We start from the raw sequence: 25,914 nt of genomic DNA, 5'->3' as shown, positions 1-25,914 counted from the left end.
AAGCGCCGATGGGGTCCGGCGAAAAACAGGGGAATCAGGACGGATTGCCCGAAGGTTTGTTGGGCCGCGGCCGGCGGTTGTTGTTGCTGCGCGGCCGGTGTTTCTTGGACGCGCCTGAAGGCTTGCCGTGCCCGCCTCCGGCGTTGCCCTGCCCGCTGCCATGCTCCGATGGCGAAGCGCGATTGCCCGGCGCCAGCTGGATCTCCAGCTCGATGATTTCATCCCACTGCTCGTCCGAGCGATCCCGCTCGGGAACGGACAGTAATTCTCGCAGGCGGCGACGGTTGTCGTTGGGCGGCGGCGCCGACGGCGGCGTGACGGGGGGATTTTCTGGATTCTGATCGTTCATTGGAAACTAAAAGCGGAGCCCGGTTGCCGCGGGCCCCGCATTGGATGGTGCCATTATTTCTTCTTGGCCGGCTTCTTGGCGGCAACGGATGCCTTGAACGCCGTACCGGCGGTGAACTTCGGCACCGTGGTGGCCGGAATCTTCAGGGTGGCACCGGTCTTGGGATTTTTGCCCGTGCGCGCGGCGCGCTTGGCAGACTTGAACGTACCGAAACCAACCAGCGTAACCGACTCGCCTTTCGCTACAGTCGCGACGACCGCACCGATGATGGCCGACAAGGCCTTGTCGGCAGCGGCCTTGGTGATACCAGCTTCTTTTGCAGCAACTTCGACCAGCTCGGATTTATTCATCTAAGTGCCTCCTGTTAACTACTTGTGTTAAAGAAAACTGGCCGTTGGCACGGCAGCACAACAAAAGTAGCACATTTTCCGGATAAGTGCTGATGCCAACAGGGATATTTGTACGCCGACGCCCTGATTTTGTGCCTTTCACGCACGTCGACCGCAACCACCGCCGACAAGCAAAGACCCCGGCCGCAGCCGGGGTCTTTCGTTTGCTCAGGAGCACTTACTTCTTCTCTTCGGCCTTGCCGTTTTCCGCCGGCTTTTCGCCGTGCGAGATCTCGACCGCCCCTTCGTTCTGCTTGCCAATATGCTGGTCGATCGCCGGCAGCTGGTGGGCGATGCCCTTGTGGCAGTCGATACAGGTCTTGCCTTCGGTGAAAGCCTGCGGATGCTGCTTGGCTGCACGGTTGCCCTGTTCGGTGTAGTCCATGTAGTCGTAGCGGTGGCAGTTGCGGCACTCCTTGGAGTCGTTCGCCTTCATGCGCTTCCACTCGTTCTGGGCGAGTTGGGCGCGCTTGGCATTGAACTTCTCGGGGGTATCGACGCTGCCCAGCAGCTTGTGCCACACCTCGTTGGAGGCCTGGATCTTGCGGACCATCTTCGGCCCCCACTCCTTGGGCACGTGGCAATCCGGGCAGGTGGCACGCACGCCGGTGCGGTTGGTGTAGTGGATCGTGTTCTGATATTCCTTGAACACGTTTTCCTTCATTTCATGGCACGAAATGCAGAATTCCTCCTTGTTGGTCGCTTCCAGCGCCCAGTTGAATCCCCCCCAGAAGACGATGCCGGCCACGAACAACAGCAGCACCGTCACCATGCCGACACGCTTGACCCAGGCAGGCATATATTTTTCGAGACTCATCATTCCCCCTTCTTGGCAGCCGGTTTATAGGTATTTTCCACCAGAGGCTTGGCGTCGAACTGCGGCACATGGCACTGCATGCAGAAATAGCGACGCGGCGAGATGTTGCTCAGCTTCTTGTCTTCGCGGTCCAGATAGTGCGACTTGGCCACCTTGGTGGCGCCGGTTTCCTCGGCCCGCTCCCTGGAATGGCAGTCCATGCACTTGTTGAAGTTCTGCGTGATGTTGTAGCCCTTGATGCTGTGCGGAATCAGCGGCGGCTGCTTCTGGAAATTGCGCGGAATCAGGTCCTGGTCCTTCTCCGGACGGAACATGGCATCGAGCCGGGAAGTTTCCGTGATCGGCGCGCCACCGCGTAGCGACTCGACGACCTCCTGCGCACCGGCGCTACCCGCCCCCGACAGGAGCATGGCGCCCGTCAGGAGCAGAGCGGGGATGAATCTCATGGTTTTTCCCTCCAAATGTACGGCTAGGCAGCCACCTGGCCGTTTTTCATGGTGACGGTTATCCGGCGAATCTACGCCCGGGTAACCTTGACGGCACATTTCTTGTAGTCGGTTTCCTTGGAAATCGGGCAGGTCGCGTCCAGCGTCAGCTTGTTGGCCAGGCGCCCGGCGTCGAAGAACGGGATGAAGACCAGCCCGCGCGGCGGCTTGTTGCGGCCCCGCGTTTCGACGCGCAGGATGATCTCGCCACGCCGCGACGCCACCTTGCACTCCATGCCGCGCTGCAGGCCGCGCGCCTTGGCGTCGTCCGGATGCATGAAGACGACCGCGTCCGGGAACGACTTGTAGAGCTCCGGGACGCGCCGGGTCATGGTGCCGGTATGCCAGTGCTCGAGGACACGCCCGGTGCACAGCCACATGTCGAATTCCTTGTCCGGCGATTCCGCCGGCGGCTGGTAGGGCAAGGCGAAAATCACCGCCTTGCGATCCTTGTGGCCGTAGAAGGCGACGCCCTCGCCCTTCTTGACGTAAGGGTCGAAGCCTTCGCGGAAACGCCACAGGGTTTCCTTGCCATCGACCACCGGCCAGCGCAGGCCACGGGCCTGATGGTAGGTTTCGAACGGCGCCAGATCGTGGCCATGCCCGCGTCCGAACTGGGCGTATTCCTCGAACAACCCCTTCTGGACGTAAAAGCCGAAATACTTGGACTCGTCGTTGTCGAAGCCGGCGGCGATTTCGCTGACCTTGTACTTGTCGGCAACACCGTTGGCGTAGAGCACCTCGTAGAGGGTCTTGCCCTTCAGCTTGGGCGCCTTGGCCAGCAGTTCCGCCGGCCACACCTCATCGACCTTAAAGCGCTTCGAGAACTCCATGACCTGCCACAGGTCGGAACGCGCCTCGCCCGGCGCCTTGACCTGCTGGCGCCAGAACTGGGTACGCCGCTCGGCGTTGCCATAGGCGCCTTCCTTCTCCACCCACATCGCGGTCGGGAGGACGAGGTCGGCGTAGGAGGCGGACAGCGTCGGATAGGGATCGGAGATGACGATGAAGGTTTCCGGGTTGCGCCAGCCGGGGTAAAGCTCTTCATTGATGTTGGGACCGGCCTGCAGGTTGTTGTTGCACTGCTGCCAATAGAAATTGACCTTGCCGTCCTTGAGCGCGCGCGCCATCGCGACGGCGTGGAGACCCGGCTTGTCGGGAATCGTCCCGTCGGGCAGCCCCCACAGCTCCTCGGTATGCTTGCGGTGCTCGGGATTGGTCACCACCATGTCGGCCGGCAGGCGATGCGAGAAGGTGCCCACTTCCCGTGCCGTGCCGCAGGCCGAGGGCTGACCGGTCAGCGAGAAGGGACTGTTGCCCGGCTCGGAAATCTTGCCGACCAGCAGGTGCACGTTGTAGATCATGTTGTTGACCCAGGTGCCGCGCGTGTGCTGGTTGAAGCCCATCGTCCAGTACGAGGTCACCTTGATCTTCGGATCGGCGTACAACTCGGCGAGGGCGTTGAGATCCTTGACCGAAACACCGGAGAGCTTGGAAACCTTCTCGGCCGTGTATTCGGAAACGAACTTCTTGAACTCGTCGAAGGTGATCGGCTCGGACTTGCCGGTATCGCCCTTCGGCTTGCCGTCGGCACCCGGATAGCCGTTGCTGGTCGCATCCTTTTCCAGCGCGTGCGTCGGACGCAGGCCATAGCCGATGTCGGTCACACTCTTCTTGAAGTTGACGTGCTTGCCGACGAAGTCCTGATTGACCTTGCCCTTCTCGATGATGTAGTTGCAGATGAAGTTCAGGATCGCCAGGTCGGTCTGCGGCGTGAAGATGATCGGGATGTCGGCCAGCTCGTAGGAACGATGCTCGAAGGTCGACAGTACCGCCACCTTGACGTGCTTGCTCGACAGCTTGCGGTCGGTGATGCGCGTCCACAGGATGGGGTGCATCTCCGCCATGTTCGAACCCCACAGAACGAAGGCGTCGGCATGCTCGATGTCATCGTAGCAACCCGCCGGCTCGTCGATGCCGAAGGTGCGCATGAAGCCGGCGACGGCCGAAGCCATGCAGTGGCGGGCATTGGGGTCGATGTTGTTGGTCCGGAAGCCGGCCTTCATCAGCTTGGCGGCCGCGTAGCCCTCCCAGACCGTCCATTGGCCGGAACCGAACATCGCGAGGCCGTTCGGCCCTTTCTTCTTCATGGTCTCGCGGGCCTGCGCTTCCATGATGTCGAACGCCTGCTTCCAGGAAATCGGCGTGAATTCGCCAGTCTTGTCGTACTTGCCGTTCTTCATGCGCAGCATCGGCGTCTTGACGCGGTCGCCGCCATACATGATCTTGGAGAGGAAATAGCCCTTGATGCAATTCAGGCCACGGTTGACCGGCGCATCCGGGTCGCCCTGGGTGGCGACCACGCGCCCGTCCTGGGTGCCGACCAGCACGCCGCAGCCGGTGCCGCAAAAGCGGCATGCCGCCTTGTCCCAGCGAATGTCGTCCTTGCCGGCCGCTACCGCGCCCGTCGGGGCCGACAACCCCGCGACCGACATGGCCGCCGCGGCCGCGTTGGCCTTGATGAAGTCCCGTCGATTGAGTTTCACGCCTCTACCTCCTCGCTATCTGACTCTTCGTCGCTATATTGATAAACCATGGCCACCGCCGCGACTCCGGGAACGCCATGGAGAGCCACGTATCGATTTGCGGCCGATTCCGTATCGTCGTCCTCGAGCGTGACGACGACCTTGCCTTCCGGGGTGCGCGCATGAATTTCCACGCCGTCCATCCCGGCCAGGATTGCGCAGGCTTCGTCGAGACGCGCTGGAACGATGTGCACGATGGCACTGGAAATATTCATCTGGTCCAATCCTCAAAACGTATAGATCGCCCGGAACAGGCGCCATATCGGTTGCAATGATCCTGATCCGGAGGGCGATTCCGTTGATTTGAGTCAATTAGTGCAGACCTAGCTCCCCGGGCACTACCAATGCATGATGCCAACTACTACTTTTAGACTATGTTGCGGATCATGCAAGGCAATAGCAGTTGCCTATGAAAGATATTTCCCGATTCAATTGGCTCAATGAATGGCGACGATCTATCATTCATACGTTGTCTTCAACCTCAACCAAGGAGAAAACCCCATGTCGCTCATCAACACCCAGATCCAGCCGTTCAAGACCCAGGCCTTCCACAATGGCAAGTTCGTCGAAGTGACCGAAGCCAACCTGAAGGGCAAGTGGTCCGTCCTGATCTTCATGCCAGCCGCCTTCACCTTCAACTGCCCGACCGAAATCGAGGATGCCGCCGACAACTACGCCGAGTTCCAGAAGGCCGGTGCCGAGGTCTACATCGTGACGACCGACACCCACTTCTCCCACAAGGTCTGGCACGAAACCTCGCCGGCCGTCGGCAAGGCCCAGTTCCCGCTGGTCGGCGACCCGACGCACCAGCTGACCCGCGCCTTCGACGTGCATATCGACGACGCCGGCCTGGCCCTGCGCGGCACCTTCGTTATCAACCCGGACGGCATCATCAAGACCATGGAAGTCCATGACAACGCGATCGCCCGCGACGTCAAGGAAACCCTGCGCAAGCTGAAGGCCGCCCAGTACGTGGCCGCACACCCGAACGAAGTGTGCCCGGCCAAGTGGCAGGAAGGCGCCAAGACCCTGGCCCCGTCGATCGACCTGGTCGGCAAGATCTAAGCGCCACGCCAACCCCAAACCGCTCCCGGCACGGGAGCGGTGCGGATTTCAGCGCAAAGGGGCCGGCGAGCCCCTTTTCACTGAAATTCTCAATCACCGGAGAACAGCATGCTCGACGCAAACATCAAGACCCAACTCAAGGCCTACCTCGAAAAGCTGCAGACGCCGATCGAACTCGTCGCCTCGCTCGACGACAGCGCCGCGGCGCAGGAGATGCACGGCCTGCTGACCGATATCGCCGGCCTGTCGGACAAGGTCAGCCTGCGCGACGACGGCGACGCCGCACGGCGTCCCTCCTTCGCCATCGGCCGCCCCGGCGAAGCGGCCCGGATCAGCTTCGCCGGCCTGCCGATGGGCCACGAATTCACCTCGCTGATCCTCGCCCTGCTGCAGACCGGTGGCCACCCGCCCAAGGTCGACGCGGCCGTGATCGAGCAGATCAGGGCGCTGCCCGGCGAGTTCCGTTTCGAGACCTACATCTCGCTGTCCTGCCACAACTGCCCGGACGTCGTGCAGGCGCTCAACCTGATGGCCGTGCTCAACCCCGGCGTCAGCCACACGATGGTCGACGGTGGACTGTTCCAGGCCGAAGTCGAACGGCTCCAGATCATGGCCGTGCCCACCGTCTTCCTGAACGGCGTCGAGTTCGGCGCCGGGCGGATGAGCGTCGAGGAAATCGTCGCCAAGCTCGACACCGGGGCCGCCGCACGCGACGCCGCGAAACTGGGCGCCAAGGAAGCCTTCGACGTCCTCGTCGTCGGCGGCGGCCCGGCCGGCGCCGCGGCCGCCATCTACGCGGCGCGCAAGGGAATCCGCACCGGCCTGCTGGCCGAGCGTTTCGGCGGCCAGGTGATGGACACGCTGGCCATCGAGAACTTCATCTCGGTCAGGGAAACCGACGGTCCGAAACTGGTCGCCGGCCTGGAGGAACACGTCAAGGACTACGACGTCGACATCATGAATCTGCAGCGCGCCACGCAACTCAAGGCGGGTGACCAGATCGAGGTGACGCTGGAGAACGGCGCCGTGCTCAGGAGCAAGTCGGTCATCCTCGCCACCGGCGCCCGCTGGCGCGAAATGAACGTGCCCGGCGAGAAGGAATACCGCGGCAAGGGCGTCGCCTACTGCCCGCACTGCGACGGCCCGCTGTTCAAGGGCAAGCGCGTGGCGGTGATCGGCGGCGGCAACTCGGGCGTCGAGGCGGCGATCGACCTCGCCGGCATCGTCGGCCACGTGACGCTGCTCGAATTCGACAGCAAGCTGCGCGCTGACGCCGTACTGCAGCGCAAGCTGGCCAGCCTGCCGAACGTCGAGGTGCACACCATGGCGTTGACCACCGAAGTCACCGGCGACGGCAACAAGGTCAACGGCCTGCTGTACAAGGATCGCAATACCGACGAGATCAAGCGCATCGACCTCGAAGGCATCTTCGTCCAGATCGGCCTGCTGCCCAACACCGACTGGCTGAAGGGTGCGGTCAACCTGTCGAAATTCGGCGAAATCGAGATCGACGCCAAGGGCCAGACCTCGGTACCCGGGGTCTTCGCCGCCGGCGACTGCACGACGGTGCCCTACAAGCAGATCGTCATCGCCATGGGCGCCGGCGCCACCGCCGCGCTCAGCGCCTTCGACCACCTGATCCGCACCTCGGCCCCGGCCTGACGCCACCCCGCGAACCCCGCCTGCCGATGCCACACATCGGCAGGCGTCCCTGCGATTACTGGCCGCTCAGGCGCTTGCCGAACGACACCGCGTAGGCCGGCGAGCGGAACTTCAGCACCGGGTCGTTGGTCGCGGCGATGCCGTCGGCCATCACCAGCGGATCGAAATTGATCCCTTCACACGCCGCCCCCTTCTGCGGCATGGCGGCCGTGATGGTCAACGTGCCGACCTTCACCTCCCGGCGCTCCGCCGGCCAGCTCAGGGTCGGGTTGTCTTCCGGGTCGCCCGGCTGGCCGATGGTCAGCAGCATGTCCCAGCGCACCGGCCCCTGCTGGGTGCGGGCGATCAGCGTCGGCTCGAGGAAATTCGCGCCCGCCGTTTTCAGTTCGTCGTCGCTCAGGCGCTTCTCCCCGTCCTGCGGCACGAAGCGCCAGCGCACGAGGGTCACCTTGTCCTGGCGGTCGATGAACCGGAAGGTATGGATGCCCCAGAAGGCGCTGCTGGCATAGCTGGCCGGCGGGTTGTGGCTGGCCAGGTACTGCGCCTGCGCCAGGTTGTCCGGATGGCTGGCCTTGAAGGCCTTCATCTTTTCCGGGTCGGGCTTGCCGGTCGCCGGATCGGGTTGCAGCGCGAGCATCAGGTCGAGGAAGGTCTGCGGGCTGGCGGCGCCGAACATCGGCGTGTTGAGCATCGCCATCTGGTGCAGCTGGCCGTCCGGCAGCTTGAACTGCAGCGCCATGCCGCGCACGTTCTTCGCCGTGTCCGGCACCTTGGGGTTGCCACCGGTGACCGAGAAGCGGGCGACGACCGGCACCGGCTTGCCGGAAAACAGCGCCGAACGGCTGTAGACCGCAGCCTCCTTGCTGCCGACGAATTCGCCGACGGCGCAAGTGCCCTTGATATGGTTGCGCCGTTCGCCGGGGGTGACGCCGAACACCCCCTCGATGGCGCCGACCACCTGCGGCGCAGTGACTTCCGGCTCGGCGGCGCCGGCAAGCTGGGGGGCGAGGCCGAGCAGGCCGGCGAAAGCGAAATACGGCAACGTCTTCGTGCGCATGATGGGGTTTCCTTGTGGGGTTGGGAAAGCTATTGGTGTTCGAGCTGGTCGTAGACTGCGCTCGCGACGCGCGCCAGTTCGCCCTTGTCGATGCCGGCCGACAGGGCGTAGCCGAAGCGGCCGTCGATCCAGTAGAAGACATTGACCGGGCCTTCCCGGGCGAAGCGGAAACCGGTGTCGCGGTTGGCCGCGTTCTCGGTCGTCACGTAGAGGGTCAGGCGCTGGCCGCTGGCGTCGTGATACATGAACTGGGCGACCGGGCCGCTGTTGCCCGGCAGCAGGCGGCCGCCGATCAGCTCGTAGCCGAGCGCCCCCAGCCGCGGCGGGCGCACCGGCGTGCCGAGGCGCTTGGAGAGCCAGGCGACGAGCTGGTCTTCCTGCTCGGCGCTGATCTCGACCGGGCGCCGCACGTCGGGGCTGAAGACGACGTGTGCCACCGCCGCCTGGCGCGGCAACGGCATCATCTGCGCCTGGCGGTCGGCGGCCTCGAAGCGGGCATGGACGAACCAGCCGCCGACGCCGCCGAGCAGCGCGACGAGCAGGCCGGCTGCCAGGCGCTGCAGCGACCAGCCCGGCAAAAACGGCCGTTTTTGCACGTCGACCGCAGCTGGCGGCGGCGCGGCCAGGGCGCGCAGGTTTTCCGGCAGCGGCTCGTCGAGGACCGGGGCGAACAGGGCAGCGAGTTCCAGCTTCTGGGCCTGCCAGGCGCGCACGCGCTCGGCTTCCGCCGGATTGGCCGCCAGGTAGTCCTCGACCTCGGCCCGCCGCGCCGCGGGCAGCTCGGCATCGAGATAGGCGTGCAGGTCGGCTTCGGTGATCGGCAGTTTGCTCATCGCACGACTCTCAGGTTGGCCCCCGGCTGCCGGCCGTCCAGCAGCAGGCGCAGGCGCTCCCGCCCGCGCGCCAGGCGCGACATGACGGTGCCGGTGGGAATGCCGAGCGCCGCGGCGATTTCGGCATAGCTGCTGCCCTCCAGCGCGACCAGCAGCAGCACCTCGCGCTGTTCTTCCGGCAGCTGGCGCAGGGCGGCTTCGAGATCACGCACCTCGAGGCGGTCGCTTTGCGTGGCGCGCGTCGGCAACTCGGCTTCGTCCGCGGCGATGGCGCGGGTCGCCACCTCCGGCCGGCGCAACTGGTCGACGCGCAGGTTGTGCATGATGCTGAACAGCCAGGCGCGCAGGTCGCTGCCGGCCTGCCACAGCGAAGCGCGCGACCACGCGCGCTCCAGCGTGTCCTGCACGAGATCGTCGGCCGCCGCGCGATCGCCGAGCAGCGCCCGCGCATAGCGGCGCAGGCGGGGAATCTCGGCCAGGATCGCCGCGCTGTCCACGCTGGCTCAGGGCTTGGCGACGTGCCAGGCGTTGTTGAGGAAGCCGTCACCGGTCCTGTCGCCCGGCTTCTGGTCCTTGGTCCAGTAGTACAGCGGCTTGCCCTTGAACGCCCACTGCTTCTTGCCGTCGTCGCGGTTGATCACGCTGTAGTCGCCGCTGCCGCTGTCGCCGTCCGCCGCGTAGAGCGGCGGCCAGTTGGTAGCGCAGGGGCCGTTGCAATTGCTCTTGCCGGGCGCATCCTTGTCGAAGGTATAGAGTGTCATGCCGTTGGCGCCGGTGAGTACGCCGCCGGACTCCGTCGCCGGCGCCGCGGCGCGGGTTGAGTAGGAGGAACAAGCGGCGAGGGTCGTCGACACGAGCAGGGCGAGCGCGAGTTTTGGCGCGTATCTGGGTGCATTCATGGTGATCTCCGTTGGTGTTATTCGGGTGCTACACCGGAATGAACGGAAGGCGACCCGCCTTTATTCCATCCGCCGCAAAAATTTATTTCGGCGCCGCGCCGAGCCGCCACAACGACGTCACCTCGGCCGCCCGCGCCACGTGCAGCGGGTCGCCGGCATCGCGCGCCTTCGGGTGCTGTGGCCGGGTGTCGAGGCGCCCCAGCACCTGCAGGCCGCCCGCCGCGATCCAGCCCAGCAGTTCGGCCCGCGAACGCAGGCCGAGGTGTTCGGCGAAGTCGGAAATGATCAGCCAGCCCTCGCCGCCGGCTTCCAGATGCGCCGCCAGGCCGCCGAGAAAGCCGCGCAGCATGCGTGAATCGGGATCATAGACCGCGTATTCGACCGGCGAACTCGGCTGCGCCGGCACCCACGGCGGATTGCACACCACCAGCGGCGCCCGGCCGTGCGGAAAGAGGTCGGCGGCGATCACCTCGATCGCTGCGGTCAACCCGAGATTTCGGGCATTTTCCGTGGCGCAGGCCAGCGCCCGCGGATCCTGGTCGGTGGCGACGACCCGGCGGACGCCGCGCCGCGCCAGCACGGCGGCGAGGATGCCGGAACCGGTGCCGATATCGAACGCCAGTTCACAATCCGCCGGTAGCGGCGCCGTGGCCACCAGATCGACATATTCGCCGCGCACCGGTGAAAACACGCCGTAATGCGGATGGATGCGCCCCGCGACCGCCGGCACCGGCACGCCCTTCTTGCGCCACTCGTGGGCGCTGACCACGGCCAGCAGTTCGCGCAGGGCGACGACGGCATCCTCGCCGTCCGGCGCCCCCCAGGCCTCCACGCAAGCCTGGCGGACGTCCTGCGCGCGGCGCAGCGGCAGCGCGTAATCGGCACGCACCGGCACCAGTAGGCGGCCGAGCAGCGCGGCGCGCCGGCCCTGGCGTTCGCGATGGCGGGCGAAGGCCGCGGCCGGCGTCGCCGGCGGCTTGCCGCGCTCCGCCCCGAAGCGGCGGTCGGCGCGCCGGGTCAGCGCCTGCAGCAGGTGACGGGCATTGACCCAGTCGCCGCGCCAGAGCAGCGCCGTGCCGGATTCCAGCAGGCGCCAGGCGGCGTCGGCGGAAATCCGGTCATCAACGACGTCGACCGCAACCGGCGGCGCGACGCCGGCTTCGGAGCGCCAGCGGGCGACATGCCCGGCAGCTGCCTCCTGCCAGCGGATGGTGGGGTGCGGTGCGATGGTCATGCGGCATTGTAGGGGAGAAGGGACTGGCAACTTCACTGCCGGCAATTACCCCGGACTCGGTTAGCATCCATGATTTTTCTAATATAGTGTCGCGTGCCACTTCCGCTCATGACGACAGACGACACTTCCCCTAGGAGACGAAAATGCAACGATTGCTGTTGGGTGCCCTGCTGTGCGCCGGTGTCGCCTGGGCCGGCCCGGACGATCCGTCGAAATTCGACGGCACGCCACTTGGCGCCCAGAAGGCCGTTTACCAGTTCAATCTGGAGAAACCCGAGGATCTCTACCAGGCCCTCGGCTATCTGAACAACCACCTGAACAGCCTGAAGGAATTCGGCAACGTCAGACAGTCGCACATCGTCATGGTGGCCCACGGCAACGAGTTGCACATGCTTTCGCGACTGAATCGCGCCGCCTACCCCGACATCTACGAGCGCCTCAAGGCATTGACCGACCAGGGCGTCTCCCTGCGCGTCTGTCGCAATGCCGCCAACTTCCGCGGCTACAAGCCCGGGGATTTCTACGATCTGGTAACGGTCGTACCGGCCGCGATGACCGATCTCGCAAAATGGCAGCAGAACGGCTATGCCTACATTTCGGGCGACGTCATCAATCGGACCAAGCGCGCCGATTTCCTGCAGAAGCACCCGGAAATCATCGAGTGACCGGCGAGTCGCCGGAAAGTGGAGATCGGTTGGAAAGCCGGCCGATAAGCCGGGTTCTGTTCCCCCCTCGCGGGGTTCGGCAATCATTCCTCTAGGCCTGCCGTCACCGGCAGGCTCAAGCAACCTACCCGGAAGCAGCGCGGGCCACGCCCATGCTTCCCTATTTGGTCTTGCTCCGGATGGGGTTTAGCGTGCCGTCGAACGTTGCCGCCGACGCGGTGAGCTCTTACCTCGCCGTTTCACCCTTACCGACCGGGTTGCCCCGACCGGCGGTCTACTCTCTGTTCCACTTTCCGTCGCCTTCGCCTTGCGGCTTATAGCGCCCAGCCGTTAGCTGGCATCCTGCCCTGCGGAGCCCGGACTTTCCTCCCGATACTCGCGTATCCGGCGATTGCCTGGCCGACTTTCCGCTGCGGATTATACGCACGGCAGCGGTCACCCCGGCCATTTCGAATCAGGATCGCCTTGCCGGCCGGCAGCCGGGGGCGTAAAATTCGCCTGCTGCACCGCACAAAACAAGCGCAGCACCATCGTTTTGCCCCGCGTAAATGCCCTTCTTCCCTGCCGCGCCCCTGACCGGGCCGGCGGCATGCTGATCCAAACATTTCCCGCCGCATAGCGCCGTTCGACTGGTCGCCCGACCGCGTCCAGGGTTTGCCCGCAGGCCGGGCGCCATCAACTTGGGAATTTCATGGTCCGCATCCGGTTTGCGATCGATCTCCATTACGAACTTGCCGGCCCGGGTGCCGATTTCGTCTTCAACATCCACGCGGCCAGGACCCCCTGCCAGACGGTCGTCGACGAGCAGTTGCAGATCAGCCAGCCGGTGCAGCCGACGATCCAGACCGATCCGCTCACCAGCGCACGCTACCTGCGCCTTTCGGCGGCTGGCGGCCCGTTGCACATCAGCTACCAGGCGACGCTGGACATCGACCACCATGTCGCGCTGGCCGACGGCATCGGCGAAACCCCGGTCGCCAGCCTGCCGCTGTCGGCCCTGACCTACATCTACCCGAGCCGCTACTGCCAGTCGGACCGCCTGAGCCTGCTGGCGATGAACGAATTCGGCCGCCTGCCGAAAGGCTATCGCCGCGTCGAGGCCATCCAGGACTGGGTGCGCCGGCAGGTCACCTTCAAGAGCGCGACCAGCAGTTCGGCCACCTCGGCGCTCGACACCCTGACCGACCGCGTCGGCGTCTGCCGCGACTTCGCCCACCTGATGATCGCCATCTGCCGCGCCCTGAACATTCCGGCGCGCTTCACCACCGGCATCGACTACGGCGCCGACCCGGCGCTCGGCCCGAGTGACTTTCACGCCTACGTCGAGGTCTTTCTCGACCACCGCTGGTATCTCTTCGACCCGTCCGGTACCGCCATCCCGATGGGCTTCGTGCGGCTCGGCACCGGGCGCGATGCCGCCGACGTCTCGTACGCAACCATTTTCGGCAGCGTGGTGGCGCCGCCGCCACCCCCGCTCATTTCCGTCCGCGCCCTGTCCGAACCTGGTCACCCCTGGCAACTGCCCCACCACCGGCCGGAAGCGCTATCGACCGATGCTGCGGTCGACATCGCCTGACCCCCTATTTTTATCTGGAGAACACCCCTTGGCCAAAGAAGAACTGATTGAAATGCAGGGCGTCGTCAATGACGTCCTTCCCGACACCCGCTTCCGCGTCACGCTGGAAAACGGCCACAATCTGGTTGCCTACACCTCCGGCAAGATGAAGAAAAACCACATCCGCATTCTGGTCGGCGACAAGGTCACACTGGAACTCTCGCCCTACGACCTGAGCAAGGGCCGCATCACTTTCCGCCATCTCGAAACCCGCAGCGGCGGCCCGGCGCCGCAACGACGCCGCCACTGAGCCTTCCGCCCCTGGTCGCACTGCCGCCGGATACGGAAAGCCGGTGTCTGCCGCCTCAGTTTCCGCCGAGCGGCAGCGCCGTCCGGTCGACCACCTTGCGCAGCACGAAACTGGTATGCACCCCGGTCACGCCCTGGATGCGCGTGATCTTGTTGAGCAGCAGATCCTGGTAGGCATCCATGTCGCCGACCACGACCTTGAGCTGGTAATCCGACTGCTGGCCGGTGATCAGCAGGCATTCGAGCACCTCCGGGATGTCGGCGATGGCGCTTTCGAGATTGGCGAAGCGTTCCGGCGTGTGCTGGTCCATCGAGATGCCAATCAGCGCCATCAGGCTGAGACCGAGCTTTTTCGCGTCGAGCAGGGCGCGGTAGCCGGTGATCAGGCCCGACTCCTCCAGCGTGCGCACGCGGCGCAGGCAGGGCGACGGCGAGAGGCCGATGCGCTCGGCCAGATCCTGGTTGCTGATGCGGCCGTCCTGCTGCAGGACGGCGAGAATCTGCCGGTCGTAGCGGTCAAGTTCCATAAATTGCTCAATAGTTAAATTTATCAGAATAATCTGCCAAACATGGTAGCAATCGACCCATAAAACGCAAGCACCTGCTGGCCGCTTTTCCTTAATATTTCGTTCATCGAATCGAGTTCCAAGGAGCCGCGCCATGCCGCAAGCCACCCCCACCAAGTACCACGGTTTTGCCCCGGTCAACCTCGTCGACCGCAACTGGCCGAATCGCGTAATCGACCACGCGCCGACCTGGATGAGCACCGACCTCCGCGACGGCAACCAGGCGCTGTTCGAGCCGATGAACGGCGAACGCAAGATGCGCATGTTCCGGACGCTCTGCGCCATCGGCTTCAAGGAAATCGAGATCGCCTTCCCCTCCGCCTCGCAGACCGAGTTCGACTTCGTGCGCGGCCTCATCGAGGGCGGCCACATTCCCGACGACGTCACCATCGAGGTCCTTACCCAGGCCCGCGAGCACCTCATCCGCCGCACCTTCGAGTCGCTCCGCGGCGCCCGGCAGGCCATCGTGCATGTCTATAACGCGACCAGCCCGACCTTCCGCGAAACCGTCTTCAACATGAGCAAGGCCGAGGTCGTGGCCATGGCGGTCGATGCCGTGCGCCTCATCCGCACGCTCGCCGACGAAATGCCGGAAACCAGGATCACCCTCGAATACAGTCCCGAGCTGTTCACCGCCACCGAACTCGACTTCGCCAGGGAAGTCTGCGACGCGGTGACCGAGGCCTGGGGCGCGACGCCCGAGCGCAAGGTCATCCTCAACCTCCCGACCACGGTCGAGATCGCCACACCCAACATCTACGCCGACCAGATCGAGTGGATGCACAGAAACCTCGCACGTCGCGACAGCGTCATCATCAGCCTCCACCCGCACAACGACCGCGGTACCGCCGTCGCCGCCGCCGAACTCGGCTTGATGGCCGGCGCCGACCGCGTCGAAGGCTGCCTCTTCGGCAACGGCGAGCGCACCGGCAACGTCGACCTCGTCACCCTCGCCCTCAACATGCACACGCAGGGCGTCGATCCCGGCCTCGACTTCTCGGACATCAACGCCGTCGCCCGCACCTACGAACACTGTACCCAGCTCCCGATCCATCCGCGCCACCCGTACGTCGGGGATCTCGTTTTCACGGCCTTCTCCGGCTCCCACCAGGACGCCATCAGGAAGGGGTTTGCCGCTCAAAAGGCGGATGAGCCTTGGTCAGTGCCCTATCTTCCGATCGACCCGGCCGACGTCGGCCGCAGCTACGACTCGGTGATCCGCGTCAACAGCCAGTCGGGCAAGGGCGGCATCGCCTACCTCATGGAAAGCGAGCACGGCGTCGTCATGCCGCGCCGCCTCCAGGTCGAGTTCTCGGGCGTCGTCCAGAAGCACACCGACGCGCACGGCGGCGAAGTCAGCGCCGACGACATCTGGCGCCTCTTTTCCGACACCTACCTCGAGTCGACCGCACCCGTGCGTTACCGCGAACACCACCTGTTCGAACAGGGCAACGCCCAGGGCATCCGCCTCACGGTCGACATCGACGGCGCGCCGCACCTCCTCACCGGCACCGGCAACGGCCCCATCGACGCCGCGGTGCATGCCCTCCAGGGGGCCGGCATCAGCGTCCAGGTGCGCAGCTACGAGGAGCGCTCGATGGCGCCGAGCGGCGAGGCGGGCGACGCCCAGGCCTGTGCCTTCATGGAGATCGCCGCCACCGGGCGCGGCGAATGCTACGGCGTCGGCATCGACGACAACATCGTCACCGCCTCGATCAAGGCGCTCCTCAGCGGCGTCAATCGCGGCGGCATCCGGCCACAGGCCATGGCCGCCGAGCGGGCCGCCTGACGGACATGGCGACAGTCCGGGCGGCGTACTGAAGGCCGCCCCATGTCGCAGATTGCCAACAAATTTCGGCGCTCGTCGACTATTATTCGATAGTCATCATCACGCCCAGGAGCGCCGATCATGAAAGTCACCCCTACCATCTGGACGGCTGCCGTCACTGCCCTGCTCGTCGCGGCCTGCGCCACGCCGCCGGCCCAGGTGCTCGACAGCATGGAACCGCAAGCCATCCAAACGGCCCTGCAGCGCGGCCGCTTCGACCTGCAGTGCCAGAACGCACAGCCGACGGTGTTGTCGCGGGAACTGCGCCCACCGGCGATCGAAACCTTCCGCTTCTCCGGCGTACCGCACGGCGTATTCACGATCGGCGTCAGCGGCTGCGGCAAGCAGATGACCTTCCAGATCGCCTGTCCGGAAGGCGGTTACGGCTGCTTCTCGGCCGATGGTCTGGAAAACGTCCGCTGACATCCGGATCAGGCGAAGCGACCGCCCTGCGCTATGATGACGCTTGAATCGAGGCGTACCGCCAGCGATCCAAAGGGCAATAAAACCAGCTCAAACTTCAGGAGGCCACCATGTTCCAGAAAATCTCATCCTATCTCCTCGCCTGCACGCTGGCGCTGTTCCTGACCGCCTGCGCCAACACCGGCGGCCCGCAGGAAGTCGAAATCCGCAGCGGCGTCATCGAGCAGATCACCTCGGTCGAACTGAGCAACAGCCATCAGCCGGGTGTCGGCGCAGTGGTCGGCGGCCTCGCCGGCCTCGGCATCGGCAGCCTGATCGGCGGCGGCACCGGCCGCGATGTCGCCATGGTGCTCGGCACCGTAGGTGGCGCCTTCGCCGGCCATGCGGTTCAGCAGCACTATGAAAAGCCGGTCCCTGGACAGCAGATCATCGTCCGCACCACCAACGGCGTCCTGGTTTCGGTAACGCAACCGGCCAACGCGAACCTGCGCCAGGGCCAGAAGGTGTATATCGAAGGTAGCGGCTCGGACGCACGGGTCGTCGCCCGCTAACCCCATCCGGAACACCGGGCCACGGGCCGAAAATCGGCCCCGGCGCCCGGTCGACCGCAACCATCAACCCAAGGTCCCCAGCCATGCATTTTCCCCGGGTGCTCCTGGCACTTGCCCTTTCACTCCCGCTCGCCGCCTGCGCTCCCGATGCCTGGCGTCCCGACTCGCCCTACGACGCCTTCCTCGCCCAGGTGCAGAACAAGTGCTGGAACCTCGACATCGGCGGACGCGAAATCAACAGCCTGCTGAACGACCAGGGCGATGCGGCGACCGGCGCCTACTTCCTGGACCTGACCTCGCGCTACTTCAACGGCCGGATTTCCCGGGAGAACTACGTCGAGGCGCTGAGCACCAGCTACAACACCCGCCCGGATTCGCCGGGCATCCGCTGCGTACTCGAGCAGATGCCGAGCGACCCGCAACGTCTCGCGCCGCTCATCAAGCAGTGAGACGACGCAGCAGCGTCCCGCCTATTGCCCCTTCCCCAACCTGACAGGAGAATTCCGATGAAGCTCGTTTCAAAGTCCCTGCTGCTCGCCCTCGGCCTCGCCTTCGGCACCGCCTTCGCCGCCGATGCGCCGGCCCCGGCCGCCACCCCCGGCGCCATGATCGCCGATTCGACCCGCGTCGAAGCCGAGGTTCTCGCCGTCGACAAGAAGACGCGCACCGTCACCCTCAAGGGTCCGGAAGGCAACGTCTTCGATGTCCTCGTCGGCAAGGAAGTCAAGAATCTCCCGCAGGTCAAGGTCGGCGACCGCGTCATCGCCGAATACGCCGAAGCCCTGGCCCTCAAGTTGAAGAAGGGCGGCGGCCTGCGCGAAACGGTCGAGAGGACCGACATGCAAACCGCCAAGCCGGGCCAGAAGCCGGGCGCCGTCAAGACGCGCGAAGTCGACTTCGTCGCCGACGTCATGGACGTCGATACCAAGGCCAGCACGATCACCGTGCTCGGCGCCAAGGGTCGCGTCGTCAAACTCAAGATCAAGGATCCGGCGGTGCTGGCCGAAATCAAGAAGGGAGATCAGGTCGAGGGGACCTATGTGCAGGCGACCGGCATCATCGTCGTGCCGCCCAAGGCAAAATAGGTCTGTCTGTCACGGGCGCCGAGCCCGGCAATTTCCGGGGCTGCCCTTCAGGCAGCCCTTTTTGTTGCCTGGCGGCCGGGCCGGAACTGCCAAGTGTCGTCGTAGTAGGCCGGATCGGCATTGTCGGGCGTCACGCCGGGAATGCCGAGCAGCGGCAGGGGCTGGAAGTCGCGCGGCCGGGTGTAGCGGCCGCTCGTCAAATCCGCCGCCAGGATGGCGTCGACCGCAGCGATCTGTTCTTCCGCCGGCAAGCCTAGCCACGATGCGTCGACTGCGTGCAGCACTGCCTTGGCGGTCAGGCCGCGAAAGGGGTTGAGCAGACGTTCGTAGGTGGCGTGGCCGAAGACCACGAAGCGCATGGCGCGCTCGACTTCGGCCCGCCGTTCGACGAACAGGGCTTTCCACTGGAAAGCGCGCAGCAGGTCGAGCAGTTCCGGCTGCACCGAGAAAACGGCGATGCCGCATTCGTCGAAGTGGGTCAGCGCGTCGCGCTCGCTACCGCGCACCGCGCCCGTCGGCGCCATGGCCTGCACGTGACGGGCGCTGACGGCGATCTTGGTGCGCGGAAAGGTCAGCCAGACCAGGGCGTTGAACCAATCGTGCCAGTTGTCGGGCCGCGTCTCGACCTCGCCGCTCTCCCAGATCCGGCATTCGTAGGCCAGGCCATCGGAGCGCGGCGGCACGAAGCGGATGCGCCGGCCGTTGGCGGTGACGATCGGATGGCGTTCGGCGAGGGCGGCAAGCGCCGGCCCGTCCGGATGCGGCGGCAGTTGCCCGAGCCAGCGGCGCAGCGGAAAGTAGAGCGGCGACGCGAACGGTGCGCCGACGGTCACCGCGGGGGCCGGTTCAGCGCAGCTTCCACGCCAGCGTTTCGCCGGCACGCAGCGGCACGATGCGGTCGCCGCTGAGGTACGGATAGTCGGCCGGCACGGTCCAGCTTTCCCTGGCCAGCGTCACCGTGCCACTGTTGCGCGGCAGGCCGTACCAGTCCGCGCCGTGGAAGCTGGCGAAGCCTTCCAGCTTGTCCAGCGCGCCGGCCTGCTCGAAGGCTTCGGCGTAGAGCTCGAGCGCGGCATAGGCCGTGTAGCAGCCGGCGCAGCCGCAGGCGGCCTCCTTGGCGCCCCTGGCATGCGGTGCCGAATCGGTGCCGAGGAAAAATTTCGGGTTGCCGGAAATGGCCGCCGCGACCAGCGCCTCGCGGTGCGTCTCGCGCTTGAGCACCGGCAGGCAGTACCAGTGCGGCCGCACACCGCCGAGGAAGATGGCATTGCGGTTGTAGAGCAGGTGGTGCGCGGTGATCGTGGCGGCTACGGTCGACGGTGCGTTTTCCACGAATTCCGCGGCGTCCCGGGTCGTGATGTGCTCCATGACCACGCGCAGCTTCGGAAAGCGGGCGATCAGCGGCGCCAGCACGGTGTCGATGAAGACCTTCTCGCGGTCGAACAGGTCGACCGCCGGATCGGTCACCTCGCCATGCACCAGCAGCGGCAGGCCGACACGCTCCATCTCGGCGAGCGTGGCGTCGGCCTTCCGGATGTCGGTGAGGCCGGCGTCGGAATTGGTCGTCGCGCCGGCCGGATAGAGCTTGACCGCCTTGACGAAACCCGAGGCGGCGGCCTTGGTGACCTCGGCCGGTGGCGTGTTGTCGGTCAGGTAGAGCGTCATCAGCGGCTCGAAGCTGGCGCCGGCCGGCAGCACGGCGACGATGCGGTCGCGGTAGGCGGCGGCCTGGTCGACGGTGGTGACCGGCGGCTTCAGGTTGGGCATGACGATGGCCCGGGCGAACTGGGCGGCGGTGTGGGCGAGCACCGAGGCGAGGGCTTCGCCGTCGCGCAGGTGAAGGTGCCAGTCGTCTGGGCGGGTGATGGTGATTTGCATGATGGCTCTCGGGATGTTTTCGCGATTTTAACAGCGCCGGAAAACTGATCTATGCTTGGCGGGACGTTCCCGACAACAACGAGGAGACATCATGAATCCTGCATCCGTTCGCAGCCTGCTGCTGGCCACCACCCTGCTGCTCGGTGCCGGCCAGGCGCCGGCCCAGTCCCCGACCCCCTACGGCGCGCCGCTCACCCTGGAGCAGGCGCGCAAGGCCCTGGCCGCCGCCGAGACCGAGGCCCTGAAGAACAACTGGAACATGGTCATCGCCATCGTCGATTCCGGCGGCCACCTGGTCCTGCTCGAGCGCCTCGAGAACACGGCCTACGGATCAGTCGACGTGGCCCGCCAGAAGGCGCAGGGTGCGGTCGCCTTCCGCAGGCCGACCAGCGCCTTCCAGAATCTCATCGCGCAGGGCGGCGAACATGTCCGGCTGCTCAACCTGACCGGCGACGCCGGCGTCCTGGAGGGCGGCGTGCCCATCGTCGTGGGTGGCCGGATGGTCGGCGCCATCGGCGTCTCGGGCGGCAGTTCCAAGCAGGACGCGCAGGTCGCCCAGGCCGGCGCCGATGCGTTGAAATAGGCCGAGCCGCCAATCCGCCGGCGTCGCCCCCGCCGCCGTCAGCCTTTGAGCGCCAGCGCCTTGTCGTAGAGCGCGTTCTTCGCCGCGCCGGTGATCGCCGCCGCCAGCTTCGCCGCCTGTCTGACCGGCAGGCCGTCGTCCAGAAGCAGCTTCAGCACGCGCTCGCCCTCGCCGTCGTCGGCGCCGGGCGTCGCCCCGGACAGCAGGAGGACGAACTCGCCGCGCTGGCGGTTGGCGTCCGCCCGCAGCCAGTCGAGTGCTGCGGTCAACGGCCCGGCATGGATCGATTCGAACAGCTTGGTCAGTTCGCGGGCGATGACCAGCCTGCGCTCGCCGAACACGGCCGCCATATCGGCGACGGTCTCCAGCACCCGGTGCGGCGCCTCGTAGAAGACCAGGGCGCAGGGATAGGCGCGCAGCTCCTCCAGCGCCTGCCGGCGCTGGCCGCCCTTGCTCGGCAGAAAGCCGTAGAACAGGAAATGCTCGTCGGACAGGCCGGAAGCGGACAGCGCCGTGGTCGCCGCACAGGGCCCGGGCAGCGGCACGACGCGGCAGCCGGCGGCGCGCACGGCGGCGACGACCCGGGCGCCGGGGTCGGAAATCCCCGGCGTGCCGGCATCGGAAATCAGTGCCACGGATTCGCCGGCCTGCAGCTTGTCGACGATACGGGCGGCGGCTTCGTTCTCGTTGTGCCGGTGCGCCGGCAGCGTGCGCGCCGGCGAGCCGAGCTGCTTCAGCAAGGTGCCACTGTGCCGGGTGTCCTCGGCAGCGACCCACGGCACCGTGCGCAGCACCTCCTCGGCGCGCCGCGTCAGGTCGGCGAGATTCCCGAGCGGCGTCGGGACGACATACAATGCAGCGGATTCTTCCGTCATTTTCACGTGCATGCTGGCAAAGACCAACGATACCACCACGACCCGCGGCCGCGAAGCCGAAGCGCTGGCCGCCCGCCACCTGGAGGGCTGCGGTCAACGCGTCGTGGAACGCAATTTCCGCATCCGCGGCGGCGAGATCGACCTCATCTGCCGCGACGGCAAGACGCTTGTCTTCGTCGAGGTCCGCCAGCGCAGCCGCGGCGACTTCGGCGGCGCCGCGGCCAGCATCACGGCCGCCAAGCGCCGACGCATCGTCCTCGCCGCGCAGCACTACCTGCTGGGCAAGCCCGACTGCGACTGCCGCTTCGATTGCGTGCTGATCGACGGCAGCCGGCTGGAGTGGATCCGGAATGCGTTTTCTGCTGACGATTAGCCTGGCCTGCTGGTTGACGGCGGCGCAGGCCGACAGCGTCCGCCTGCTGGTGCAGAGTTCGCCGCTGGCCGGCAGCCAGTACTACGCCGTCGGCGCGCAATGGGCGGCGCTGCGGGTCGGCGACCCGCTCGCCCTGATCCGCGAGCCGGACAACCGCCACGACCGCAACGCGATCCGCGTCGAATGGCGCGGCCACAAGCTCGGCTACGTGCCGCGCGCCGAGAACCGCGCCGTCGCCGCCGCCATGGACCAGGGCGAGCGGCTGGTGGCGCGCATTTCGCGGCTGACCGAGCACCCCGACCCGTGGCGCCGGGTCGAGTTCGAGGTCTTCGTCGAGCTGTGATGTAGAATGCCCCGATCACCAGCCCCGAACCGCATAAAAATATGGATCTGATTGCCCGCGTCGCCAAGCATTTCGAAGACAGCGCGAATACCAAGCTGAATGCCGTCGAAGCGATGGCGGCGCCGATCGCCGCCGCCATCGAAACGATGACCAGTTGCCTGATCAACGGCGGCAAGATTCTCGCCTGCGGCAACGGCGGCTCGGCCGGCGACGCCCAGCATTTCGCCGCCGAACTGATCGGCCGCTTCGAGGCCGAGCGCCAGGAACTGGCAGCCATCGCGCTGACCACCGACAGTTCGATCCTGACCGCCGTCGCCAACGACTATTCCTTCAGCCAGATATTCTCCCGCCAGGTGCGCGGCCTCGGCCATGCCGGCGACGTGCTGCTGGCCATCTCGACCTCCGGCAATTCCGCCAACGTCATCGAGGCGATCAAGGCCGCCCACGAGCACGACATGCGCGTCGTCGCGCTGACCGGCAAGGGCGGCGGCCAGATCGGCGACCTGCTGCGCGACGACGACATTCATCTCTGCGTGCCGGCCGACCGCACGGCACGCATTCAGGAAACCCACCTGCTCGTCATCCATTGCCTGTGCGACGGTATCGACGCGCTGCTTCTGGGAGTCGAATGATGCAAAAACTCAAGCTCACCCTCGCCGCCGCGGCGCTGATCGCAGCCCTTCCCCTCCTGCAGGGCTGCGTTCCCGCCGTCGTCGGTGCCGGCGCGGCAGCCGGCGTGATGTCGGCGCACGACCGCCGCGCGACCGGCGCCCAAGCCGACGACGAGGCCGCCGAATGGAAGGCCGCGCAACAGGTGCCGGACGCCTACCGGGAAGCTTCGCACCTCAACTTCACCGCCTTCAACCGCCGCCTGCTGATCACCGGCGAGGTGCCGAGCGAGGAAGCACGCAACGTCATCGGCGAGCGGGTCGGCAAGCTCGACGGAATCAGGGAAGTCTTCAACGAGACCACAGTCGGCCCGGCCTCGTCGCTGACGACGCGCAGCAACGACAGCTACATCACGTCCAAGGTCAAGGCCCGCCTGGTCGACGAGAAATACCTGTCGGCCAACCACGTCAAGGTCGTCACCGAAGCCGGCGTCACCTACCTGATGGGCATTGTCAACGAACGCGAAGCCAAGGTCGCCGTCACCATCGCCCGCACCACCGACGGCGTGCGCAAGGTCGTCAATCTGTTCGAGGTGCTCAGCGACGCCGAGATCAAGCGCCTGAGCACGATCCCCGCCAGCAGCGGGACGGCGCCGGCGCAACCGGCGCCGGTCGAGAGCCGCTGAGGGCACCGGTAACCAGCACGGGGGAGCGTAGCCATGAACCTGGAAAAGGTCATCTTCGGTTTTTTCATCGTCCTCGCCGCCACGCTCAACTTCGGCTTCTTCATCGGCGACATCGAGCGCCCGGAACTGCACAACGTCTATGAACTGGCGGCGGCGCTGATCGTCAGCCTGATCGCCACCGCGCTGAAGTTCGGCGACCGCACGCAGATCGGCGCCATCCATCTCTCCACCAGCCTGGTCGCCGACCTGCAACTGATCGCCGCCGCCATCACCTGGGGCGTCGCCGTCCATGTCACCGGCGTTGGCATGACGCCGCACGTCACCTCCAGCGTCGTCTCGCTGTCCGGCGGGGCGCTCTTCGCCAACATCGTCTCGGTCGTCATCCTGATCGTCGAAACTGTCATGCTGCGCCGCTGAGACGGAGGCGGCGATGGTCAACAGCGCCTTCTTCCTCGTCCTCCGGCGCATGCGGGCGCCGATCATCGTGCTGACCGTCATCTACGGCATCGCGGTGATCGGCCTGACGCTGGTTCCCGGCGTCGATGCCGAAGGGCGGCCGGCGCCGCCCCTCAGCTTCTTCCACGCCTTCTATTTCATCAGCTACACGGCGACGACCATCGGCTTCGGCGAAATCCCCACCGCCTTCTCCGACGCCCAGCGGCTGTGGGTCACGATCTGCATCTACCTGACGGTGGTCGGCTGGTCGTACTCGGTCCTGACGCTGATCGCCCTGCTCCAGGACCGCGGCTTCCAGAAAACGCTCACCGTCAACCGCTTCGTGCGCCGCGTGCGCCGCCTGAAGGAGCCCTTCTACCTGGTCTGCGGCTGCGGCGAGACCGGCAACCTGATCTGCCACACGCTCGACCGCCTCGGCCATGCCTTCGTGGTCGTCGAAAAGGATGACCTGCGGGTACAGGAACTCGACCTCCAGGACTTCAAGACCGACACCCCGGCCCTTGCCGCCGATGCCCGCAAGCCGGACAACCTGCTGCTGGCCGGACTGAAGCACGCGAAATGCCGCGCCGTGCTGGCGGTGACCAACGACGAGGAGGCCAACCTCGCCATCGCCATCGCCGTGCGCCTGCTCAACCCCTGCATTCCGGTCATCGCCCGTGCCCGCACCCCTTCCGTCGCCGCCAACATGGCGTCGTTCGGCACCGACCACATCATCAACCCCTTCGCCCGCTTCGCCGAGCATCTGGCACTCGCCGTCGCCGCGCCCGAACGCTTCCGGCTGATCGAACTGCTGACCGCCCTGCCGCAAACGCCGATGCCCGAACCCCACCGGCCGCCCGCCGGGCGCTGGATACTCTGCGGCTACGGGCGCTTCGGCCACCTCCTCGCCAGCCATCTGCGGCCGGCCGGCATCGAACTGACCATCATCGAGCCGGAATCCGCCGACAGCGGCTCGCTGCCGACCATCCGCGGCTACGGCACCGAGGCGGAGACGCTGCTCCAGGCGGGCATCGCCGAGGCATCGGGGATCATCGCCGGCAGCAACGACGACGTGAACAACCTCTCCATCGCGGTCACCGCGAACGAACTGAAACCCTCTCTGTTCGTCGTCGCCCGCCAGAACCACAGCGTCAATACCCCGCTTTTCGCCGCCTACGGCGCCGATTTCACGATGGTGCCCGGGCGTATCGTGGCCCAGGAGTGCATCGCCATCCTGACCACGCCGCTGCTCGCCGCCTTCCTCGACCTGCTGCGCGAACGCGACGAGGCGTGGAGCGCCTGCCTGGTCGGTCGCCTGGAAGCGCAGGGCCGCGGGCGGACGCCGGCGGTGTGGAGCATCAAGCTGAACATCGCCGAATCGCAGGCGATCTACCGCCTGCTGATGCAGCATCGCGTGATTTCCCTGGGCGAAATCCTGCGCGACGGCACCGACCGCGGCACGCCGCTACGGGCGACGACGCTGCTCGTTCGCCGCGACAAGCAGCTGATCCTGCTGCCGCCCGACGATTTCCGCCTGCTGCCCGGCGACGAGCTGCTGCTGGCCAGTTCGCTGGCCGCCCGCCGCAACCTCGAACTGACCCTGCACAATCCCAACGAACTCGACTACGTGCTGACCGGCCGCGAAACCTCCGGCAGCTGGCTGTGGAACCGCGGCGCGGCACGCGCGAAAGCGGCCGGCCTCGGCAGCAGCGACTGATACCATCTCCCTGCCCGCGCCGTCCGGCGCGCCACTCCACCTCACCCGCGAGGATCCAC

General features: G+C 66.0%; 32 protein-coding genes and 1 other RNA gene. 17 read left to right on the top strand and 16 right to left on the bottom strand.

The features are described 5' to 3' along the window. Positions 1 to 34: 34 nt before the first annotated feature. The 6 genes from GH660_RS04820 to GH660_RS04795 form a co-directional block, all read right to left on the bottom strand. A complete protein-coding gene (locus tag GH660_RS04820) occupies positions 35 to 349 on the bottom strand; it encodes a hypothetical protein (protein WP_153145469.1) in 315 nt (104 codons plus the stop codon). A 53-nt stretch (positions 350 to 402) separates the two neighbouring features. Further along, a complete protein-coding gene (locus GH660_RS04815) occupies positions 403 to 699 on the bottom strand; it encodes an HU family DNA-binding protein (RefSeq protein ID WP_153145468.1) in 297 nt (98 codons plus the stop codon). Positions 700 to 916: 217 nt separating this feature from the next. Beyond that, on the bottom strand, positions 917 to 1,537 hold the full coding sequence (locus GH660_RS04810; RefSeq protein WP_228276366.1) for a NapC/NirT family cytochrome c: 621 nt from the start codon (positions 1,535 to 1,537) through the stop codon (positions 917 to 919). Between the two features lie 17 nt (positions 1,538 to 1,554). After that, positions 1,555 to 2,001: a nitrate reductase cytochrome c-type subunit gene (locus tag GH660_RS04805; RefSeq protein WP_153145467.1), complete on the bottom strand. Its 447-nt coding sequence runs from the start codon at positions 1,999 to 2,001 to the stop codon at positions 1,555 to 1,557. Between the two features lie 71 nt (positions 2,002 to 2,072). After that, the gene (napA, locus tag GH660_RS04800; RefSeq protein ID WP_153145466.1) at positions 2,073 to 4,586 is read right to left on the bottom strand and encodes a nitrate reductase catalytic subunit NapA; all 2,514 of its coding nucleotides are present in this window, start codon (positions 4,584 to 4,586) and stop codon (positions 2,073 to 2,075) included. Continuing rightward, positions 4,583 to 4,840 (bottom strand): chaperone NapD, encoded by a 258-nt coding sequence (locus GH660_RS04795; protein ID WP_153145465.1) that lies wholly within the window; start codon positions 4,838 to 4,840, stop codon positions 4,583 to 4,585. The genes napA and GH660_RS04795 overlap by 4 nt, the downstream gene beginning before the upstream one ends. A gap of 286 nt (positions 4,841 to 5,126) precedes the next feature. Between GH660_RS04795 and ahpC the strand changes: the two genes are divergently transcribed. After that, complete coding sequence (gene ahpC / locus GH660_RS04790) at positions 5,127 to 5,690, top strand: alkyl hydroperoxide reductase subunit C (protein ID WP_153145464.1); 564 nt, start codon at positions 5,127 to 5,129, stop codon at positions 5,688 to 5,690. Between the two features lie 108 nt (positions 5,691 to 5,798). Next, positions 5,799 to 7,352 (top strand): alkyl hydroperoxide reductase subunit F, encoded by a 1,554-nt coding sequence (gene ahpF, locus GH660_RS04785; protein WP_153145463.1) that lies wholly within the window; start codon positions 5,799 to 5,801, stop codon positions 7,350 to 7,352. A gap of 55 nt (positions 7,353 to 7,407) precedes the next feature. On the opposite strand, the gene GH660_RS04780 is transcribed toward ahpF, so the two are convergent. The 5 genes from GH660_RS04780 to GH660_RS04760 all read right to left on the bottom strand — a co-directional run bounded on the left by GH660_RS04780 (position 7,408) and on the right by GH660_RS04760 (position 11,375). After that, positions 7,408 to 8,409: a catalase family peroxidase gene (locus GH660_RS04780; protein WP_153145462.1), complete on the bottom strand. Its 1,002-nt coding sequence runs from the start codon at positions 8,407 to 8,409 to the stop codon at positions 7,408 to 7,410. Positions 8,410 to 8,438: 29 nt separating this feature from the next. Continuing rightward, entirely contained in the window at positions 8,439 to 9,242 is an 804-nt protein-coding gene (locus tag GH660_RS04775) for an anti-sigma factor (protein WP_153145461.1), read from the bottom strand. Further along, a complete protein-coding gene (locus tag GH660_RS04770) occupies positions 9,239 to 9,739 on the bottom strand; it encodes an RNA polymerase sigma factor (RefSeq protein ID WP_153145460.1) in 501 nt (166 codons plus the stop codon). The genes GH660_RS04775 and GH660_RS04770 overlap by 4 nt, the downstream gene beginning before the upstream one ends. A 6-nt stretch (positions 9,740 to 9,745) precedes the next feature. Next, positions 9,746 to 10,141, bottom strand: coding sequence for a hypothetical protein (locus tag GH660_RS04765; protein WP_153145459.1), 396 nt, complete (start codon positions 10,139 to 10,141; stop codon positions 9,746 to 9,748). 82 nt (positions 10,142 to 10,223) lie between these two features. After that, entirely contained in the window at positions 10,224 to 11,375 is a 1,152-nt protein-coding gene (locus GH660_RS04760) for a class I SAM-dependent methyltransferase (RefSeq protein WP_153145458.1), read from the bottom strand. A gap of 143 nt (positions 11,376 to 11,518) precedes the next feature. Between GH660_RS04760 and GH660_RS04755 the strand changes: the two genes are divergently transcribed. Further along, positions 11,519 to 12,040, top strand: coding sequence for a DsrE family protein (locus GH660_RS04755; RefSeq protein ID WP_153145457.1), 522 nt, complete (start codon positions 11,519 to 11,521; stop codon positions 12,038 to 12,040). 29 nt (positions 12,041 to 12,069) lie between these two features. On the opposite strand, the gene rnpB is transcribed toward GH660_RS04755, so the two are convergent. Further along, positions 12,070 to 12,447, bottom strand: an RNA gene (gene rnpB, locus GH660_RS04750) — RNase P RNA component class A. Positions 12,448 to 12,731: 284 nt separating this feature from the next. Here rnpB and GH660_RS04745 point away from each other — a divergent pair. Together GH660_RS04745 and infA are read left to right on the top strand one after the other, a co-directional pair. Continuing rightward, the gene (locus tag GH660_RS04745; RefSeq protein WP_153145456.1) at positions 12,732 to 13,616 is read left to right on the top strand and encodes a transglutaminase family protein; all 885 of its coding nucleotides are present in this window, start codon (positions 12,732 to 12,734) and stop codon (positions 13,614 to 13,616) included. A 28-nt stretch (positions 13,617 to 13,644) separates the two neighbouring features. Next, on the top strand, positions 13,645 to 13,905 hold the full coding sequence (gene infA, locus GH660_RS04740) for a translation initiation factor IF-1 (protein ID WP_153145455.1): 261 nt from the start codon (positions 13,645 to 13,647) through the stop codon (positions 13,903 to 13,905). A gap of 55 nt (positions 13,906 to 13,960) precedes the next feature. Here the strand turns inward: infA and GH660_RS04735 are convergent, their stop codons facing one another. After that, positions 13,961 to 14,431 (bottom strand): Lrp/AsnC family transcriptional regulator, encoded by a 471-nt coding sequence (locus GH660_RS04735; protein ID WP_153145454.1) that lies wholly within the window; start codon positions 14,429 to 14,431, stop codon positions 13,961 to 13,963. 133 nt (positions 14,432 to 14,564) lie between these two features. Between GH660_RS04735 and leuA the strand changes: the two genes are divergently transcribed. The 5 genes from leuA to GH660_RS04710 all read left to right on the top strand — a co-directional run bounded on the left by leuA (position 14,565) and on the right by GH660_RS04710 (position 18,357). Next, positions 14,565 to 16,259: a 2-isopropylmalate synthase gene (leuA, locus tag GH660_RS04730; protein ID WP_153145453.1), complete on the top strand. Its 1,695-nt coding sequence runs from the start codon at positions 14,565 to 14,567 to the stop codon at positions 16,257 to 16,259. Positions 16,260 to 16,379: 120 nt separating this feature from the next. Continuing rightward, complete coding sequence (locus tag GH660_RS04725) at positions 16,380 to 16,721, top strand: hypothetical protein (protein ID WP_153145452.1); 342 nt, start codon at positions 16,380 to 16,382, stop codon at positions 16,719 to 16,721. Positions 16,722 to 16,831: 110 nt separating this feature from the next. Further along, positions 16,832 to 17,272: a glycine zipper 2TM domain-containing protein gene (locus GH660_RS04720; RefSeq protein ID WP_153145451.1), complete on the top strand. Its 441-nt coding sequence runs from the start codon at positions 16,832 to 16,834 to the stop codon at positions 17,270 to 17,272. Positions 17,273 to 17,355: 83 nt separating this feature from the next. After that, positions 17,356 to 17,721 (top strand): hypothetical protein, encoded by a 366-nt coding sequence (locus GH660_RS04715; RefSeq protein WP_153145450.1) that lies wholly within the window; start codon positions 17,356 to 17,358, stop codon positions 17,719 to 17,721. Positions 17,722 to 17,778: 57 nt separating this feature from the next. After that, positions 17,779 to 18,357 (top strand): hypothetical protein, encoded by a 579-nt coding sequence (locus tag GH660_RS04710; protein ID WP_153145449.1) that lies wholly within the window; start codon positions 17,779 to 17,781, stop codon positions 18,355 to 18,357. Between the two features lie 47 nt (positions 18,358 to 18,404). On the opposite strand, the gene GH660_RS04705 is transcribed toward GH660_RS04710, so the two are convergent. Beyond that, positions 18,405 to 19,190, bottom strand: a complete 786-nt coding sequence (locus tag GH660_RS04705; protein WP_153145448.1) for a DUF3025 domain-containing protein — start codon at positions 19,188 to 19,190, stop codon at positions 18,405 to 18,407. A gap of 13 nt (positions 19,191 to 19,203) precedes the next feature. Next, on the bottom strand, positions 19,204 to 20,238 hold the full coding sequence (gene pyrC / locus GH660_RS04700) for a dihydroorotase (RefSeq protein WP_228276407.1): 1,035 nt from the start codon (positions 20,236 to 20,238) through the stop codon (positions 19,204 to 19,206). 88 nt (positions 20,239 to 20,326) lie between these two features. Between pyrC and GH660_RS04695 the strand changes: the two genes are divergently transcribed. Next, entirely contained in the window at positions 20,327 to 20,818 is a 492-nt protein-coding gene (locus tag GH660_RS04695) for a heme-binding protein (RefSeq protein ID WP_153145446.1), read from the top strand. 38 nt (positions 20,819 to 20,856) lie between these two features. On the opposite strand, the gene rsmI is transcribed toward GH660_RS04695, so the two are convergent. Further along, positions 20,857 to 21,693 carry a 16S rRNA (cytidine(1402)-2'-O)-methyltransferase gene (gene rsmI, locus GH660_RS04690; RefSeq protein ID WP_153145445.1) on the bottom strand — a complete coding sequence of 279 codons (837 nt, stop codon included), beginning with the start codon at positions 21,691 to 21,693 and terminating at the stop codon, positions 20,857 to 20,859. Positions 21,694 to 21,703: 10 nt separating this feature from the next. Here rsmI and GH660_RS04685 point away from each other — a divergent pair, with 10 nt between their 5' ends. From GH660_RS04685 to GH660_RS04660, 6 genes are read left to right on the top strand one after another with little or no spacing between them, the layout of a single operon-like run. Further along, positions 21,704 to 22,066 (top strand): YraN family protein, encoded by a 363-nt coding sequence (locus tag GH660_RS04685; protein ID WP_153145444.1) that lies wholly within the window; start codon positions 21,704 to 21,706, stop codon positions 22,064 to 22,066. After that, positions 22,044 to 22,409, top strand: a complete 366-nt coding sequence (locus GH660_RS04680; protein WP_153145443.1) for an HIRAN domain-containing protein — start codon at positions 22,044 to 22,046, stop codon at positions 22,407 to 22,409. The genes GH660_RS04685 and GH660_RS04680 overlap by 23 nt, the downstream gene beginning before the upstream one ends. A 41-nt stretch (positions 22,410 to 22,450) precedes the next feature. Further along, positions 22,451 to 23,041 (top strand): phosphoheptose isomerase, encoded by a 591-nt coding sequence (locus tag GH660_RS04675; RefSeq protein ID WP_153145442.1) that lies wholly within the window; start codon positions 22,451 to 22,453, stop codon positions 23,039 to 23,041. Further along, on the top strand, positions 23,038 to 23,703 hold the full coding sequence (locus GH660_RS04670; RefSeq protein WP_153145441.1) for a BON domain-containing protein: 666 nt from the start codon (positions 23,038 to 23,040) through the stop codon (positions 23,701 to 23,703). The genes GH660_RS04675 and GH660_RS04670 overlap by 4 nt, the downstream gene beginning before the upstream one ends. A 33-nt stretch (positions 23,704 to 23,736) precedes the next feature. Beyond that, positions 23,737 to 24,120 carry a DUF6394 family protein gene (locus GH660_RS04665; RefSeq protein ID WP_153145440.1) on the top strand — a complete coding sequence of 128 codons (384 nt, stop codon included), beginning with the start codon at positions 23,737 to 23,739 and terminating at the stop codon, positions 24,118 to 24,120. Positions 24,121 to 24,133: 13 nt separating this feature from the next. Beyond that, complete coding sequence (locus GH660_RS04660; RefSeq protein ID WP_153145439.1) at positions 24,134 to 25,855, top strand: TrkA family potassium uptake protein; 1,722 nt, start codon at positions 24,134 to 24,136, stop codon at positions 25,853 to 25,855. The last annotated feature ends 59 nt before the right edge of the window (positions 25,856 to 25,914 follow it).

Origin of the sequence: Dechloromonas sp. H13, assembly GCF_009469615.1 — a bacterium.
GTDB lineage: Bacteria > Pseudomonadota > Gammaproteobacteria > Burkholderiales > Rhodocyclaceae > Azonexus.
The sequence above is the reverse complement of the archived record's forward strand: the minus strand, read 5'-3'. Positions and strand labels throughout refer to the sequence as shown.